This is a genomic window from Polynucleobacter sp. AM-7D1 (genome assembly GCF_018688455.1).
Classification (GTDB): domain Bacteria; phylum Pseudomonadota; class Gammaproteobacteria; order Burkholderiales; family Burkholderiaceae; genus Polynucleobacter.
Genome location: NZ_CP061319.1, coordinates 1,465,627 through 1,482,184 on the forward strand (window position 1 = coordinate 1,465,627; position 16,558 = coordinate 1,482,184).

Below are 16,558 nucleotides of genomic sequence, written 5' to 3' on the forward strand. Positions count from 1 at the left end.
TTACTTCGCCACCACTTCATCAACCATGATGTAGCGACGATTGACACCCAAACCTTGTAGGTAAGCAATCAAAGCATCTTCTTCGGTCTTGCCTTCCAACTCTTTAGGAGCTTCTGCAATCATTTCATCGGTGTAAGGAACACCCAAACGACGCATTGCAACCATATGAGATTGAATTGAGGAGGCATCAGCAGCATTTTTCTGCAACCAAGGATATCCAGGCATGTTGGACTCAGGAACCACATCACGCGGATTGCGCAGGTGAATACGATGCCAATCATCAGAATAGCGAGCACCAACACGAGCTAAATCAGGACCGGTACGCTTACTACCCCACAAGAATGGATGATCAAATACTGACTCACCAGCTAAAGAATAAGGACCGTAACGCTCGACTTCAGAACGCAGTGTACGAATCTGTTGTGAGTGGCAACCAACACAACCTTCACGTTGATATACGTCACGGCCAGCTAAACGCAATGCTGTATATGGTGCTACGCCAGGACTTGGTTCAGTTGTGGTGTGCTGAAAGAACAATGGGACAATTTGTACCAAGCCAGCAATCGAAACCACAATAATCGTGGCAACAATTAACCAACCAACATTTTTCTCAAGTGTTCCGTGGGAAAAGAATTTATTTTCGTTAGACATTTTTCTTCCCCTTAGTGAGCAGTTGCAGATGTTTGTGGAATTGGGGCATTCACGAATGTTTTACCAATCACTGTCTTGTACACGTTGTATGCCATCAAGAACATGCCACTCAAGTAACAGAGACCGCCCAATAAACGAATCACGTAGAAAGGATAGGTTGCTTTGACAGACTCAACGAAGCTATATGTCAATGTTCCATCTGGCTCAAACGCTCTCCACATTAAACCTTGCATTACCCCCGCAATCCACATCGCAGCGATGTACAGAACAACACCGATCGTAGCGATCCAGAAATGCACTTCAATTAAGCGCGTGCTGTACATATCCTTTTGACCAACTAAACGTGGAATCAGATAGTACAGAGAGCCGATCGTAATCATGGCAACCCAACCGAGAGCGCCTGAGTGAACGTGGCCAATAGTCCAGTCGGTGTAATGGGACAAGCTATTCACAGTCTTGATCGACATCATTGAGCCTTCAAACGTAGACATACCGTAGAAAGACAATGCCACTACCAAGAATTTTAAGATTGGATCAGTGCGCAATTTAAACCAAGCACCAGACAAAGTCATGATGCCGTTAATCATGCCGCCCCATGATGGAGCCAACAAAATAATGGAGAACACGGTTCCCAGTGACTGAGTCCAGTCTGGCAAGGAAGTATGTTGCAAGTGATGAGGACCCGCCCACATGTATGTAAAGTTCAAAGCCCAGAAGTGAACGATGGATAAACGATATGAGTAGATTGGACGCTCAGCTTGCTTAGGGATGAAGTAGTACATCATGCCTAAGAAGCTGGTGGTAAGGAAGAAGCCAACCGCATTGTGGCCATACCACCACTGAACCATGGCATCTTGTACACCAGCATATGCTGAATAGGATTTCCATAAACTTGCTGGCATTTCTAAGTTATTAAAAATATGCAGAATCGCAATGGTCAGAATGTAAGCACCAAAGAACCAATTGGAAACATAAATATGTTTTGTTTTGCGCTTCATGATGGTGCCAAAGAACACCACTGCATAAGCAACCCAAACTAATGTAATGAGTACGTCGATTGGCCACTCTAATTCAGCGTATTCCTTTGAGGTTGAATAGCCCAAAGGCAATGTAATGGCAGCTAAAACAATAACCAGTTGCCAACCCCAGAAAGTGAATGCAGCTAGCTTGTCACAAAAAAGTCGCGCCTGACAGGTGCGCTGCACAATGTAATAAGACGTTGCAAATAGAGCTGATCCACCGAATGCGAAAATTACCGCATTGGTATGCAAAGGACGTAAACGACCATAGCTTAACCAAGGGATATTGAGTGTGATATCAGGCCAAATGAGCTGCGCAGCGAGGATAACCCCCACGAGCATGCCCACAATTCCCCAAAGTACCGTAACGATGGCAAATTGGCTGACAACCTTGTAATTGAAGGTATCTTGATTGCTCCCCACGGTAATTCCCATGGTCTCTCCTTTTTTTGTGACCAAACAGCGACATAATTCAAATAGACTGTGGTCATTATCAAAGTAAGGGCGAGGGGGTGTTTTGATCTATGTCAAAAAGGATGCCTGCATTTACGATGCGTAGAAACTTCTGTATCGGGGCGTAATTGCTAACTAGCTAATAAATATGGATTTTTTAGCTAGTGATCACTAACATTTTTGGATTTAGGTGTATCGTCATCCATCAAAATCGCCTCACCTGGCCCCTCTAGGTCATCAAACTGACCTGCTTTCACAGACCAGAAGAAAATCCAGGCCAAAAGACCAATTAAGAGCAACGAAATGGGGATTAAGAGAAAAAGACTTTCCATCCCTCTAGTCTAGGCCTTTCTGAGCCGCCAGGCATTTAATGTAACTGCCAAAGAGGATAGAGACATGCCGATGCCTGCAATCCAAGGATTGACCCAACCCATCATGGCGGCTGGAATAGCCAAGAGGTTGTAAACCAAGGCCCAAATCAAGTTTTCTTTAATGATCATCTGGGTTTTATCTGCCAGCAATAGAGACTTGGCTAAGGGAGCTAGGGAACTTGCCGTCAAAATCGCATCCGCTCCCGCACTAACGAGCGGCGCCCCCGCCCCAACCGCAATCGAGACATCTGCTTTTGCTAATAGAGGTGCATCGTTAATGCCATCGCCAATCGCCCAAACAAAATGGCCTTCTTTTTGCAAACGCTCAATGTAGTGATATTTATCTTCTGGTGAGCAAGCGCCTTGGAAGCGATCAATCCCAACGTGATGAGCCCACCATGACACTGTTGAAGGATCATCTCCAGAAACCAAATGCACAGTGATCTTGCGAGATTTTGCAGCGACCAATAATTTCTCGAGCCCCGCTCTCGGTGTATCTAAGAATAAAAAGCTTGCTATCAATCCTTTGTCATCAGCCAGATGCACTTGTCCATATTGCCCTTCTTGCGCAATCTGTTGAGCACCTACCCATGCTGCACTTCCCAATCGATATAAACCTGAGCTCAAGCCTTTACCCAATTGATTGGTAACGGGCTCAGGCAAGTTTTTCAGTGGGCAATTTTCAGATTCAGCTGCACGCAATAAAGAAAGTGCTAAAGGATGTTTTTGACCAGCTTCCAATGCTGCAGCAATACCAAGTACATCTGCTCTAGAAAATTCTGAGCGAGCAATAAGCACCTCTTTTAATTCTGGCTGCCCCATGGTGAGGGTGCCAGTCTTGTCCAATACCAAGTCAGTAGCCTTGACTAAGCCTTCTAGGACATGGCCGCGCACAATTAATAAACCCAACTTGGTTACGGCACCTTGGGCTGCAGCCATGGCTGTTGGGACAGCAAGAGATAAAGCACATGGACAACTAGCAACGAGAACTGAAACTAAAACTGTCCAAGCTCTGCTGGGATCGACATACCACCAAATGGCTGAAGACAGAAATGCCACAATCAATAAGAAACCAACAAAATATCCAGCCCACTTTTCTGCCAGACTCACCATGAGGGGCTTAGCTTGTAGCGCTTGATCCAGTAATGAAGCAATGCCAGCAATACGAGTAGATTGACCAACTGCATCAATTCTCATAAGCATAGGATTCAGAATGTTATGCGTACCAGCATATACACGATCACCAATCTTTTTATCAATTGGCTTTGATTCGCCAGTCAGCAGTGACTCATCTAAAGCGCTCTCACACTCAATCAAAATACCATCTGCTGGGACCACATCACCAGGTGGAACACGAAGAACCTCACCAGGGTTGCAATTAATAACCGGAACAATCTCTACTTGCTGAGATGCGGGATAGTTCGGCACCCTCTCACAAGTTGCGGGCAACTGTTTTGCTAAAGCCTCCGCCCCACCCTGCGCATCTTGACGAGCCAACAACTCCACATAACGTGCCGCCAAGATAAAGGCAACAAACATGGTGATGGAGTCAAAGTAGCCTTGGCCTGAGCCAGTAGCAAGGTTCACGGTACCAGCAGAAAATGCTAGAGCTAAAGCTAGGGCAATAGGAACATCCATACCCAACATATGCGTCTGACGAAATGAGGCAACACTTCGCCATGCAGCCTGAAAAATCGGACCAGCTGAATACACCATCACTGGAACAGTGAGAGCCCAACTAGTCCAACCCAGTAAGAGGTCATACTCAGCGGTAATATCACTATCACCAACGTATGTTGGCCAGGCATACATCATGACTTGCATCATGCCCAATAAAGCAACTCCAAGTCTCGTCAGCAGTTGACGACGTTCTTTCTTGGATTTTTCAATTGACAGTGAAGGCTCGAATGGCCACGCCTCGTAACCAATACGCTCCACTTCAAATAGCAAACGCGCTAGGCTAGTTTGCCCAGGAGAAAACTCTGCCTTGACCTTTTGACTTACGTAATTAATCTGCACATCTTTCACACCAGGAATACGCCTGAGATGTTGCTCACATAACCACACACAAGCAGCACAGCGAATCTTCTCAAGTCGTAAAGTGGTTTCTAGATTACCCTCCTCACCACTTGGCCGAGTATATCTGCCAAGCAAAGAAGGATCATCGTAAGGAGCTAGGTTGTCAGGAATTTCATTTGAAGCAAGGTAAGCAGCAGGCTTATCACTTGACTGTGCACGACGTGCATAGAACACCTCCAAACCTTCACCATGAATAGTTTGCGCAATTGCCATGCAACCAGCGCAACAAAATTTTCTATTGACGCCACCTAAGTCAAGTTCATAAGAGTCACTTGGAAGAATAAAACTTCCACAGTGATAGCAGCTATTGCTTGGCATGCTAGCGCTCATGAATGCATCATTAATTGCGAGCGGGAGACTTGCTTACCCAGCCATTACGGCGTTCATATAGAACAAATAGAACACCCCAGATCACTATGGCGAAATATGCCCAGACCCAAGCAATTTGTGAGCTACGAGAGCCTGTTAAATCAAGTACAAATCCAAAAATCGCCGGGCCTAATAGACCGCCGCCAAAACCCATTAAAGAATGGAGACCCATTGCAGCGCCTTTAATATTTTCTTGCGCGCTCACCACCAAACCCGCAGTTAAAGTGGCGGAGTCAGCCATAATAAAAATTGCGTGTCCCGTTGCCAATGCAATAATTAACCACCAAGATTGTCCGGTTGATAAAGCCAGCGCCATGCCAAATGCTGCACTAGTCAGCATGACAATGAAAATCCATTTTTGACGCCCTATTCTTAAGGCAATCTCATTTCCAGTAATGGATGCCGGAACACCAAAAAAATTAATGACACCAGCAAGGGTGGTAGCGGTTAAGAGAAAAGAGTCGCCAGTCGTGATTGCACAGAAAGCAAAAAAGGCAACCAACCAACTACGAGAAGCAAATAGTTCGATCGAATGCACTGTGTAACCAAAAATAAATCCTGAAGCTGTTTTATCTTGCAAAACTAAGCGCCATTTGTCCACTGGAAAAATGTCGTGCAATCGAATATGAATAGGGCCATGCCATTTTTCATGAGTCAGCGCAGGAATAAATATCAGCACAATCAATAATGCGGTAAATGGGCCTAAGGCGATGATTCCGAAAACATAGCGCCAGCCCAAACCATCCAAGATCCAGCCTGAGCAAAGATATGAAAAGCCAGTACCAATGCCAAAGAAAGCCGTATAGAAAGCAATATGACGACTCAATTCTCCGGTCTTAATGCGATCAGAAAGAATCTTTAAGCCAGGCATATAGGTACCCGCTAAACCAGCCCCATTAATCGCCATAAAGATCAGGGCAGTCAAAAAGTTATCAGCAAGGATGCCCATGCCAAGCAATCCACTTGTAGCCAAAAGACCACCTACAAGATAGACTTTTTTTGCATCGACACGATCTGTCAGGGCTGTTGCCAACGGCACCATCAGCATATAGCCAAAGAAAAAAGCGCTCGCAATTAAACCCGACTGCAAATTACTGAGATGCCATTCGTCTTGCAATGTTGTTAACACGACAGCGTAGCAAGCAAAACCAAGCAGCGCGCAGGTTTGCGCCATGAGCATGAAAGGGGTGTAACCGGTAGGTTTAAAGCGCATAGGACTTACTGCTGACTACGACCTGGTGAATCCTGAAAACCATTCGAGCGAAAGGTGAGCACCAAAGTATCTCTGTAGCCGTGAGGCCCTAAGGGCTGAATCGGGGTGGACTCATGAATCATACGTTCATCATTCATCAACAATAAAGACCAAGGTTCAGAAAGTGTAAATCTCAAACCGGCAGAACCATTTGCATCAAAAATGCGAGTCTCACCACCCTTAATACCAACTCGATTGAGCAAAAAGACAGCTACAAAATCCACGCCATCACGATGCGCACCTTCGGGAGTTGGGCGACCAATTCCATCAGTCGTATCAATCCGAAATTGATGCGCCTCAACAAACCAAGTATTCACCTGCTTTACGCCGCTTAATACGTTGGCCAGCCCCAGCAAAAGAGATTGCCAGGCAGGATTGTTAGTAAGCTGAGCCTGCGAGGGTTCAAACCAGCGCTCGATGCCGCCATGCAAGGCGTTGTAGTCAACTGACTGCCAATGGGCACGATGCGGCACTATGGTCAGACTTTCACCCCTCATCTCGAAACTTGAATGGCGTCGAAAGCGGTAGCGCCCCCCATCCTTTAGATACGGATCGCGTGGCAAACCTTCCCAAAACTGGTTCAGGCCTAAGAGCTGTTCTAGATCCACATGCGCTATTTTGGCCACATCCTGTGCGGATAGCACTGCATAACCCTGATCTCGCAAAGATTGAGGTAATTCCTTAACGGGAGTCAGCGGGGGTAAAAGGCTTGAGAGAGTCATGGGCTTATTTTAGGCTTTTAGCAAACAACTTAGGAATGCAAATTCAAACGACCACGTACCTCTCCTACATGCCCCTTTAAGTCATATAACTCTTTTGCGTCCAGCATAGAAACCTTGATATTGCCCACCCTTCTCTCAATATCCTCCAATTCCTTAAAGTTCTTTTCTTTCAAGTCTGGATTAGCAGCGTTTTTCTCTATCAACTTCAGCTCTTCATAAACTCTAGATAGCTTGAGTCGTAATAACAAATTCTTGGCCGCAGGAATATAGGTAAACAAGGGAATAAAAATCACCAACAGCGGGATGACGATTTTTGCGAACCTCCCAATCCATACCGCAGTCCAGAAAGGTAAATGGCGATGTAATAAAGACGGTCCGTCTTTTAGATAGATTTCTGCATCCACATGCAAAGGAAAATCAAGACCGGTGCCCGATGGAAACTCTCCCGGCTTTTGTAGATAGGCATAGGATTTCAGAATATCGTAAGTATCGCCAAGTAATAATGTCACCAAAGCAGGGCTAATACCTTCCTTGCCTACCAAGGTAGCTGTTGCCGCCAACACCTGAATATCTTGACGAGGCAAGTCATACGCAATACTGACCATCCCACGTGGCACCGTTACCTTAGAAAGAAATGGAAATAAATGAACATAAGCTTCGGCCTGTTCAAAACTCATTAAGCGAATGCCGGGCGTTTCATAAAAACTTTTAAGTAAAGGTGCTTCGGCAGCGCTCACTAAAAAAATAGCGTCTAACTCCCCTTTTTTAAATTTTTCCAACGCTTCCAACGGCTTGAGCTTTTCCGTGTGAATATCTTTCATACTTAATCCGCTTGCCTCGAGCAATTGCGAGGCTAAACTTAAAGTACCACTTCCCTCATTGCCGATGGAAACGCGCTTACCTTTCAGCTGACTCAATAAGCCCAAGCGCCCAGATTCATTCGGAAAGCTAGCCTCTCGATACCAAACCCATACAGGCTCATAAAACACTCCTGCAATCGAGACCAGTTTGGGATGCTTGGATAAGTCTGCGACTCCACCTTGAACCATTGCAAAATCGACACCTGAATGCGGATCATTCAATAAGGCCAAGTTATCACTTGTGCCGCCAGTCGTTCTCAAGCGCAGAGAAATTCCTTCCTCCGTAAGCTCTTTCTGAAGTCTTTCACCAAATTGCTGATACAGACCAGTAGGCAAGCCCGTTGCCAACTGGATGGACCTGGGCGGTGGGGGCACCAAAACCCATAAGGTAGCAAAAAGTATCGCCACCAGAACTAAAAAGGCTATGCCAAATGCGATAGGGTTGTAGATATTTTTGCGTATGAAGTCCATAAGAATTCTTCTTGTTTTTGCCATTATGCCCCTAGCCCATAGATCAAGAGCGGAATGAATTCATCCCGAATCATTTAGGATAAGATGAATGTTTTCAAAGAACCCTTAGGATCGAAATGAACTCAAACCTCAATAAGGTAGCCCTGGTTACGGGAGCTGGAACGGGTATCGGCAAGGCAGCTGCAAAAGCACTGCTTAATGGCGGCTTTCAAGTTGTCTTAACCGGTAGAAACCTTGAGAAACTGAATAAAGCCATTCAAGATATTGGCGGAAATAGCCAAAACTGCTTAGCTCTTGCCTGCGACGTGGGTAGACCAGAACAAGTAAAGCAGTTATTTTCAGAGATCCAAAAACATTTTGGCCGCATTGATGTGCTCTTTAATAATGCGGGTATGGGTGCTCCAGCAATCCCGATGGAAGAGATCAGCTACGAACAATGGATGAACGTGGTCAATGCCAATCTTTGCGGGGCTTTTCTTTGCTCACAAGAAGCAATTCGCATGATGAAGGCGCAGTCACCTCAAGGTGGACGCATTATTAACAATGGCTCCATCTCAGCACATGCACCCCGCCCGATGTCTGCTCCTTATTCATCTACTAAGCATGCCATCACTGGATTAACCAAGTCCATTGCATTAGATGGTCGTCCTTTCAACATCACCTGTGGTCAAATCGATATTGGTAATGCCGGTACTGAAATGACCATCCCTATGGCCGCCGGAATTTTGCAAGCCGATGGCTCAAAGAAGGCTGAGCCATTAATGGATGTGGATCATGTTGGGCAAGCAGTACTACATATGGCTCAACTACCTCCAGAGAGCAATATTCTGACGATGACCATCATGGCAAGCAATATGCCATTTGTTGGTCGAGGTTAATTAAGGTCTAACTTGATCGACCATCAAGCGGGCATCTGTCGTGCCCACTTTGATGGTTTGCGCAGAAGAAATCAAATCGCCAGATTCTGGCATTGCCATACCCGTTTTGGAAATACGCACCTCAACTGATACCTCAGGTAATTGAGAGATCAAGGCATTTGGGCTCATTGCCAAAGCATCATTTAAAACAAAACTCACCGGGAATGTAGTCACCGGGGTTTTGAGAACTGCGACTGGCATACGCTCACCAGGCTTACGAGCAATCACCATCAAAGTATCACCCGCTTTAACTTTAGATTGAAGCGCGGAAGATATTCCTACTCGCCCACTCACACCACGATTATTAATCGCTGGTGTAGTAGCTGGTGATAACCCACCTTTGCTACGTGCCTCCGCAATAGAGCCTGCAATCGCTCTCGCCTCATCTGTTTCAGGGGGTAATTGCTTTTCTAGCTTTTCCCAAGATTGCACAGCGGCTTTGTAGTTTTGCGCATTAAAGGCTGCAGTTCCAGAAAGCCACAAGGCCAATAGATTGTTTGGATCTAGCGCCAAAGCTTTGTTAATCAATTGCTGTGGTTTACCAGCAAAATTACCATTTGCATTTGCCGCCAATACATCAGCATAGTCAGCCAACAACTGTGGATCAGCATCCACAAAAGAGCCTGCACGAGCATAAGCTTTTGCGGCCTCAGCATTCTGACCCAAAATTCGGTAGGAGCGTGCCAGCATAGCCCAGCCCTTTAAATTATCAGGCTCCTTCTCCATCTTGGCAGCAAACTCAGTAACCATCTTTTCAACAGCTTCTTGAGTCATTGGCTGCTCAGCACTCTTTTCGGCAATTCGAGCAGCATCACCAAGATAGAAATAAAAACCTGCTGAAAGCAATACTACAAAAAGACAAATTCCAACAATAGTTTTCTTTGGGGAACCCAATACAGCGAGATCATCCGCCTCGTCCGTATCTTGAAAAAGGCGCTGACGCATTTCTGCATGAGCTTGCTCGTAACTATCAGCATCAACCGTGCCCGCCAAACGATCAGCCTCGAGCTTATCGAGCTCCTCGCGATAAATAGCAGCATTCATCTGACGACGAGAGGTCTCAGATTCTTTAGCTGGGAAAAATAATGGGCGAAGCAATAACACCAAGACCAAGATCAACAAAAGGAGGGCGGGTATTAAAAAACTAGTCATGTGCATTTTCTGTTGAACTGGATTTTGCATCCCGAAGTAGTGCATCAATACGACGATTGTCCTCTGCGGATAACGTAGTACTTGGCACTCTTTGATTTCTGCGGCGTAAATACACTGCTAGGCCAATAATCCCAACAAGCAAAATCACAAAAGGGCCTATCCATAAAATCCAAGTGATTGGCTTTACGGGTGGGCGATATAAGACAAAGTCGCCATAGCGCTCCACCATAAACTCCCGAATTTGTTTATCGGTTTTACCTTCACCAATCAAAATCCGAATTTCTTTACGCAAATCATTTGCCAAATCAGATCGTGATCCCGCAAGGGATTCATTCTGGCAAACCAGACAACGCATTTCTTCTGAAATTGCAATCAAGCGCTGCTCAGTGACCGGATCATCTGCGAGCGGAGTGGCGTCTTTAGCTAAAGCAACATTCATCGCACAAGCAATCGCAATACTTGTAAGACTAGCTAGGATCAGCTTACGCAACATCACTTAAGCTCACCCAATAGAGGAATAATCTTCTTATTCAATAGTTCCATTGTGATTGGGCCGATATGTTTGAACCGAATCACCCCAGCTTTATCAATGACATATGTCTCTGGAACACCGTATACACCATAGTCAATACCAACGCGACCGTTCGCATCAAAGGCAGATAAAACATAAGGATTGCCTTGGCGAGCAAGCATCGCCATCGCATCCTCACGCTTGTCTTTGTAATCCAAGCCAACAATCGGCGCGACACCCAACTTACCTAGCTCAACCAAAACGGGATGCTCTTCACGACAAGCAACACACCAAGAAGCCCATACGTTCAAAATCCAGGGCTGACCTTTCATGCTGTCTGGTGAAAAGGTTTTTTGAGGATCAGCTAATTGAGGGAGTTCAAAAGCGGGAGCTTGCTTGCCAATTAGTGGCGAAGGTATTTCATGTGGATCGCGATTCAAGCCTATCGCTAAAAATCCAACCAAAATTACAAACAAGAAAAGTGGAATTAAAAACTTGGCTTTCATACTGCTGCCTTACGTAATTTCATACGATAGCGCTTATCTGACATTGCCAAAACGCCACCCAGAGCCATCAATAGACAGCCGCCCCAAATCCAATCAACAAATGGCTTGTAATAGACGCGAACAGCCCATGCCTTATCTTCCAACTCTTCACCCAATGAGACATAAATATCTCGAGTCAGGCCAACATCAATTGCAGCCTCAGTCATTGGCATAGTGGAAGAGAAGTAGCTACGTTTTTCTGGGTACATCGTAGCTTCCAACTTCCCATTACGAGAAAGCAAGAAGGTACCTTGCATTGCGTTGTAGTTTGGGCCAGGCACAGCAGAGACGCTTTGAAGTTGAATTTGGTAACCACCAACGCTAACACTTTCACCGGGAAGCATACGTACGTCCTTTTCTTCTTGGTAAGTACCCACCATGGTGACGCCAATGACGAACACTGCTATACCTAAATGCGCTAACTGCATGCCAATAAAGGAGCGGGTAGGCTTACCTGCTTTAGCTTGACGAATGATCTGCAAAACACCTGAGGCAATGACCCAGAATGCCAGTAAGAAACCAAGGCTACTGAGCCAGGTAAATTCACCCATGATGAAGGGAATCAAAGCGGCAGCAATCACTGCCACTAGAGTTGCAATCCATAAGCGCTTAATGACATCCACGAGATTGGAGTTCTTCCAATTGGTCCAGGGCCCAATTCCCATTAAGACCAACAAAGGAATCATGATGGGTACAAATACACTATTAAAGTATGGAGGGCCTACTGAGATCTTTCCCAGGTGGAGAGCATCAATCAGCAAGGGATAGAGCGTACCCAAGAGCACCGATGCGGCCGATACCACCAAGAAAACATTGCCGAGCAAAATAAAGGTTTCGCGTGAGGTGAAACTGAACTTACCACCAAGCGTACTCTTGGGAGCACGCCAAGCGTAGAGGGTTAAAGAAGACCCCACTACCAACACCAAGAAAATCAAAATAAAGATGCCGCGCTTAGGATCAGTCGCAAATGCATGCACTGAAGTCAGCACTCCAGAACGCACTAAGAATGTTCCGAGAAGTGAAAGTGAGAAAGCCGTAATTGCCAAGAGCACTGTCCAACTCTTAAATCCACCACGCTTCTCAGTAACCGCAAGCGAATGTAACAAAGCAGTACCAACTAACCAGGGAATGAATGAGGCATTTTCAACAGGATCCCAGAACCACCAACCACCCCAACCCAATTCGTAATAAGCCCACCAAGAGCCTAGCGCAATACCCAGAGTTAAAAATACCCAGGCAGCGGTTGTCCAAGGACGTGACCAGCGCGCCCAAGCAGCATCAAGGCGACCAGATAATAAAGAAGCAATTGCAAATGCAAATGCTACTGAAAAGCCAACATAACCCATATACAACATGGGCGGATGAAATACTAATCCCGGATCCTGTAAGAGTGGATTGAGAGATCGTCCATCCTGAGCAGCTGGCAATAATCGCTCAAAGGGGTTAGAAGTTAAGAGCACAAATAAGAGCAGTCCTGTGATGACTAAGCCCAAGACACCAATGACACGGGCCACCATAAACTCATCCAAGGCTTTGGAAAGTTGGGCCACCAAGAATGTCCAAGTCGATAGCAAGAAAACCCACAACAATAGAGAGCCTTCGTGACCACCCCAGACCGCACCCAAACGGTAGATGACTGGCATTTGTGAGTTGGAATGATCTGCAACATAGAGCACAGAAAAATCATTCGTATAAAAGCTCCACGCTAAGATGACGAAGGCAATAGCGAGCAATAAGAAAACAGTTTGCGCAGCTGGCCTGGCCAACAAAATCCATTCACGGCGACTTTGATGCGCGCCGACCAATGGAAGAATTCCCTGAAGAATGGCAACACATAAAGCCAGGATTAACGCGTAATGCCCAAACTCAGGAATCATTGTTTATTTCCATTTTTTTGAGCCTGATCCAAGGCATGCTTGGCCTCTGGTGGCATGTAGTTCTCATCATGCTTAGCCAGCACTTCGCTAGCAACAAATTGTCCATCCGGATTTAAGCGACCTTGGATAACTGCACCCTTACCTTCTTTAAACAAATCCGGAAGAATGCCTGTATAGGCAACAGGAATATCTTTCGCCATATCGGTAATTACAAAGTGGACAGTCAAACCATCTCGCTTCACTGATCCATCTTTGACCATGCCGCCAATCCGAAAGACTTGACCAGCCGGTGACTTACCAGCAGCAACTTCGCTGGGGGTAACATACAAAGCGATATTGCTATTGAGCGCATTCAAAATCAATGTTGCTGCGATGCCAATAGCAATGAGTGCGCCAACAATAATGGCGGCCCGTTTATGTCTTGGTTTCACTTACCACCCTTTTGATCAAACTGCTCTGCCATCACTTCACGCTGAAGTCTTCGCACAATCACTCTGTGTCGCGCCCGAACAGCCAGGGGCTCAAGCAAGAGTACCAAGGCACAAACGCCAAAGCTACTCCATACATAGAGCGCATAACCACCCATTGCAAAGAATTCCGCCGGACTATTCCACATCAATGCTTTACCTCGTTTAATTGCTTAACCCAGTCAGTATGGGCCTCGCGCTCCAAAATGATGGCACGCACACGCATTAACCCTACTGCGATTGAGTACATCCAGAAGCATAAAGCCATTAATAACATTCCCCACAACATGGTCTGGGCCATGGCCGGAGCCTTAGTTAAGGAAACAGAGGCACCTTGATGCAAGGTATTCCACCATTTCACTGAAAAATAAATGATGGGGACGTTTACTACGCCAACTAAAGCCAAAATTGCCCCTGCTTTATCGGCACGGCGAACATTATCAATCGATGCTTGTAGGGCAATAAATCCAAGATATAAAAAGAGCAGAATTAACTCAGAAGTTAAGCGTGCATCCCATACCCACCATGCGCCCCACATAGGCCTACCCCAGAAGGCTCCAGTCCATAGAGATAAAAAAGCCATCCAAGCACCAATTGGTGCAAGCGCCTGAGCCATCATGGCCGACAGACGCGCATTAAATATCAAACCTAATCCAGCCCAGGCAGCCATCACTAAGTAGATAAACATCGACATCCAAGAGGCAGGTACGTGAACAAAAATAATGCGATAACCCTGACCTTGAACAGCGTCTACCGGCGCCACAAAAAAACTGACCCACAATCCAGCAAGACCAAAAATGACTGTTAACACCCAAAACCAAGGGATCATTTTTCCAGCAAGCGGATAAAAGGTACTCGGGCTCGAGAATTTGAACCAGTTAATAATGCGACTAGAGGATGGATTATTTACATTACTCATTCGATAGCAATCTTTACTGCAATAGCACTGACCCAAGGTGTAAATGCTAATGCCAAAATCAATAAGGCGCCCAATAGGGAGAAATGCCCCGTAATATCGAGCCCTACGCTGCTGGCGTACACAGCACCAGCACCAAAAATCAATACGGGAATATACAGCGGCAAAATCAGCAGGCTCATTAAAACACTGCCACCCCTTACCCCTAGAGTTAAAGCCGCCCCAATCGAACCCACTAAAGATAAAACCGGCGTTCCCAACAATAAAGATGCCATTAAGACCTGCAAAGACTGAGCATCTAAATCAAACTGAATGCCAATCACCGGCGCCAGCAAGACTAAAGGCAGTCCGCATACCAACCAATGGGCAAGCACTTTGCCAAACACCGCTACTGTAAAGGAATTCGGGGATAAGACCAATTGCTCTAGAGTGCCATCCGCGTAGTCAGCTGCGAACATCCGCTGCAAGCCAAGCAATGTGGAAAGCAAGGCAGCAACCCAAATAACGCCGGGTGCAATTTTTCTTAGTAAAGCAGTATCGGCACCGATTCCTAATGGGAAGAGGCTAGTCACTATGACAAAGAAAAATAACGCCGTTAAGACCTCGCTCTTGCGACGCATCACCAGCAATAGATCACGATGAACGATGGCTACAAAGGCATTCATAGATCCAACACTCGCAGATTCGGAATAGATAAGGGTTGATGACTTGTCAGGACTACCAAACCGTTACCCTCAAGATGCTCTGCTATCAAGCCTAGCAACTCTTGGGTCGCATGAGTATCTAGAGCATTAAAAGGTTCGTCCAAAATCCAGACTTGTGCCCGTCGCGTCACCATGCGAGCCATCAAGACACGCTTTTTTTGACCTGCAGACAAGCAATTGACAGGCAGATCTTCGCGCCCTTTCAGGCCAAATCGCCATAGGGAGGTAAAAGCATCTTGATCAGAAAGCAAGATGTCATCAATCGCTGCAAACAAGCGCAAATTTTCAAGGGCGCTGAGATCTTCTTTCAAGGCATCGCGATGGCCTAAAAATAAGAGCTTGCCGTGATACTCCGATGCCGCTTCTTTGATGGAATTGCCATTCCATAAGATGTCACCAGACTCAGGGGAAGCTAATCCCGTCAGTAAACGCAAAAGGCTCGTCTTCCCAACCCCATTCTCACCCCGAATATGGAGACACTGACCGGCAAGGACCTGTAAATTCAATTGTGAAAACAGCGTCCGCTCGCCTCGCACGCAAGTAATCCCCCTAGCCTCAAGAGCTGCATTTGGAGATGCTGGGAAGGAAGAATAAGTGGCTGTCATCGGAAGAAATGGCTTGAATCAAACCACCCTAGGCATTGTCCAAGAGCCACTAGGGGCTGTCAAACAACCTAAAACAGTCATCAGAGAATAAATCTCTTTCAATTCAATCGCTTAGCCAATTATAGAGGCTATTCCAGCAGAATGATCTGAGCCAAACACCTGGGTTTGTCTATGGCAAGCGCCTTATTTCCAAAAAATAGGCAGTTTTTGGAGTCCAGAACCCTGAATCAGCATAGACTTTTTCTGAATGCTTCCTTGGTAGGAGGCCTCAATCTGATACTGACCTGCAGTCAAATTAATCAAGATATAGGGTCCATCGGCCTGCGCATCAAAAATCACTTGATTCATAGCATTCAAAATTTTGATCTTTGCACCAAAAATCCAAACGCCACGACCATTCTCTAATTGCGATAACTCTAACAATAAAGGCCACTGCTTTGACTCCGTCAAAATCGCCTGAGATTCTTCCTCACCAACCCCGCCAGAGATATAAGAGATTCCTTGGGAATATTGAGTATCTGGTACCTGCGCAAATACCATTGAAGAAAACGTGAGACATGCTGCAGAAAGAATCAGTCGGGCATTGAATTTCATGTGAGCCTTATTTGATTAGCGTA

18 protein-coding genes are annotated in these 16,558 nt (G+C 45.9%); 1 reads left to right on the forward strand and 17 read right to left on the reverse strand.

Annotated features, from left to right (window positions below; translation table 11 throughout):
• The 7 genes from ccoO to GQ359_RS07750 form a co-directional block, all read right to left on the reverse strand.
• Positions 1–651: a cytochrome-c oxidase, cbb3-type subunit II gene (ccoO, locus tag GQ359_RS07720; protein WP_215386435.1), complete on the reverse strand. Its 651-nt coding sequence runs from the start codon at positions 649–651 to the stop codon at positions 1–3.
• An 11-nt stretch (positions 652–662) separates the two neighbouring features.
• Complete coding sequence (ccoN, locus tag GQ359_RS07725; RefSeq protein ID WP_215386437.1) at positions 663–2,105, reverse strand: cytochrome-c oxidase, cbb3-type subunit I; 1,443 nt, start codon at positions 2,103–2,105, stop codon at positions 663–665.
• Positions 2,106–2,284: 179 nt separating this feature from the next.
• Positions 2,285–2,455, reverse strand: coding sequence for a cbb3-type cytochrome oxidase assembly protein CcoS (gene ccoS, locus GQ359_RS07730; RefSeq protein ID WP_215386439.1), 171 nt, complete (start codon positions 2,453–2,455; stop codon positions 2,285–2,287).
• A gap of 9 nt (positions 2,456–2,464) precedes the next feature.
• Positions 2,465–4,903, reverse strand: a complete 2,439-nt coding sequence (locus GQ359_RS07735; RefSeq protein WP_251367855.1) for a heavy metal translocating P-type ATPase — start codon at positions 4,901–4,903, stop codon at positions 2,465–2,467.
• Positions 4,904–4,913: 10 nt separating this feature from the next.
• Positions 4,914–6,155 carry a nitrate/nitrite transporter gene (locus tag GQ359_RS07740; RefSeq protein WP_215386441.1) on the reverse strand — a complete coding sequence of 414 codons (1,242 nt, stop codon included), beginning with the start codon at positions 6,153–6,155 and terminating at the stop codon, positions 4,914–4,916.
• A 5-nt stretch (positions 6,156–6,160) separates the two neighbouring features.
• Positions 6,161–6,916, reverse strand: coding sequence for a 2OG-Fe dioxygenase family protein (locus GQ359_RS07745; RefSeq protein ID WP_215386443.1), 756 nt, complete (start codon positions 6,914–6,916; stop codon positions 6,161–6,163).
• 29 nt (positions 6,917–6,945) lie between these two features.
• Positions 6,946–8,247, reverse strand: coding sequence for a TAXI family TRAP transporter solute-binding subunit (locus GQ359_RS07750; RefSeq protein WP_215386444.1), 1,302 nt, complete (start codon positions 8,245–8,247; stop codon positions 6,946–6,948).
• A 116-nt stretch (positions 8,248–8,363) separates the two neighbouring features.
• Here GQ359_RS07750 and GQ359_RS07755 point away from each other — a divergent pair, with 116 nt between their 5' ends.
• Complete coding sequence (locus tag GQ359_RS07755; protein WP_215386447.1) at positions 8,364–9,125, forward strand: SDR family oxidoreductase; 762 nt, start codon at positions 8,364–8,366, stop codon at positions 9,123–9,125.
• Here the strand turns inward: GQ359_RS07755 and ccmI are convergent, their stop codons facing one another.
• From ccmI to GQ359_RS07805, 10 genes are all read right to left on the reverse strand, one after another.
• Positions 9,126–10,316, reverse strand: a complete 1,191-nt coding sequence (ccmI, locus tag GQ359_RS07760; protein WP_215386449.1) for a c-type cytochrome biogenesis protein CcmI — start codon at positions 10,314–10,316, stop codon at positions 9,126–9,128.
• On the reverse strand, positions 10,309–10,809 hold the full coding sequence (locus GQ359_RS07765) for a cytochrome c-type biogenesis protein (protein WP_215301697.1): 501 nt from the start codon (positions 10,807–10,809) through the stop codon (positions 10,309–10,311). Before GQ359_RS07765 ends, ccmI begins: the two co-directional genes overlap by 8 nt.
• Positions 10,809–11,333, reverse strand: a complete 525-nt coding sequence (locus GQ359_RS07770; protein WP_215386451.1) for a DsbE family thiol:disulfide interchange protein — start codon at positions 11,331–11,333, stop codon at positions 10,809–10,811. Before GQ359_RS07770 ends, GQ359_RS07765 begins: the two co-directional genes overlap by 1 nt.
• Positions 11,330–13,249, reverse strand: coding sequence for a heme lyase CcmF/NrfE family subunit (locus GQ359_RS07775; protein WP_215386453.1), 1,920 nt, complete (start codon positions 13,247–13,249; stop codon positions 11,330–11,332). Before GQ359_RS07775 ends, GQ359_RS07770 begins: the two co-directional genes overlap by 4 nt.
• Positions 13,246–13,680 (reverse strand): cytochrome c maturation protein CcmE, encoded by a 435-nt coding sequence (gene ccmE, locus GQ359_RS07780; RefSeq protein ID WP_215386455.1) that lies wholly within the window; start codon positions 13,678–13,680, stop codon positions 13,246–13,248. The genes GQ359_RS07775 and ccmE overlap by 4 nt, the downstream gene beginning before the upstream one ends.
• Positions 13,677–13,865: a heme exporter protein CcmD gene (gene ccmD, locus GQ359_RS07785; protein ID WP_215301703.1), complete on the reverse strand. Its 189-nt coding sequence runs from the start codon at positions 13,863–13,865 to the stop codon at positions 13,677–13,679. Before ccmD ends, ccmE begins: the two co-directional genes overlap by 4 nt.
• The gene (gene ccmC, locus GQ359_RS07790; protein ID WP_215386456.1) at positions 13,865–14,635 is read right to left on the reverse strand and encodes a heme ABC transporter permease CcmC; all 771 of its coding nucleotides are present in this window, start codon (positions 14,633–14,635) and stop codon (positions 13,865–13,867) included. The genes ccmD and ccmC overlap by 1 nt, the downstream gene beginning before the upstream one ends.
• Complete coding sequence (gene ccmB, locus GQ359_RS07795) at positions 14,632–15,297, reverse strand: heme exporter protein CcmB (RefSeq protein WP_215386457.1); 666 nt, start codon at positions 15,295–15,297, stop codon at positions 14,632–14,634. Before ccmB ends, ccmC begins: the two co-directional genes overlap by 4 nt.
• Complete coding sequence (gene ccmA, locus GQ359_RS07800) at positions 15,294–15,941, reverse strand: cytochrome c biogenesis heme-transporting ATPase CcmA (RefSeq protein ID WP_215386458.1); 648 nt, start codon at positions 15,939–15,941, stop codon at positions 15,294–15,296. Before ccmA ends, ccmB begins: the two co-directional genes overlap by 4 nt.
• A gap of 183 nt (positions 15,942–16,124) precedes the next feature.
• The gene (locus tag GQ359_RS07805; protein ID WP_215386459.1) at positions 16,125–16,535 is read right to left on the reverse strand and encodes a carboxypeptidase-like regulatory domain-containing protein; all 411 of its coding nucleotides are present in this window, start codon (positions 16,533–16,535) and stop codon (positions 16,125–16,127) included.
• Positions 16,536–16,558 lie beyond the last annotated feature (23 nt).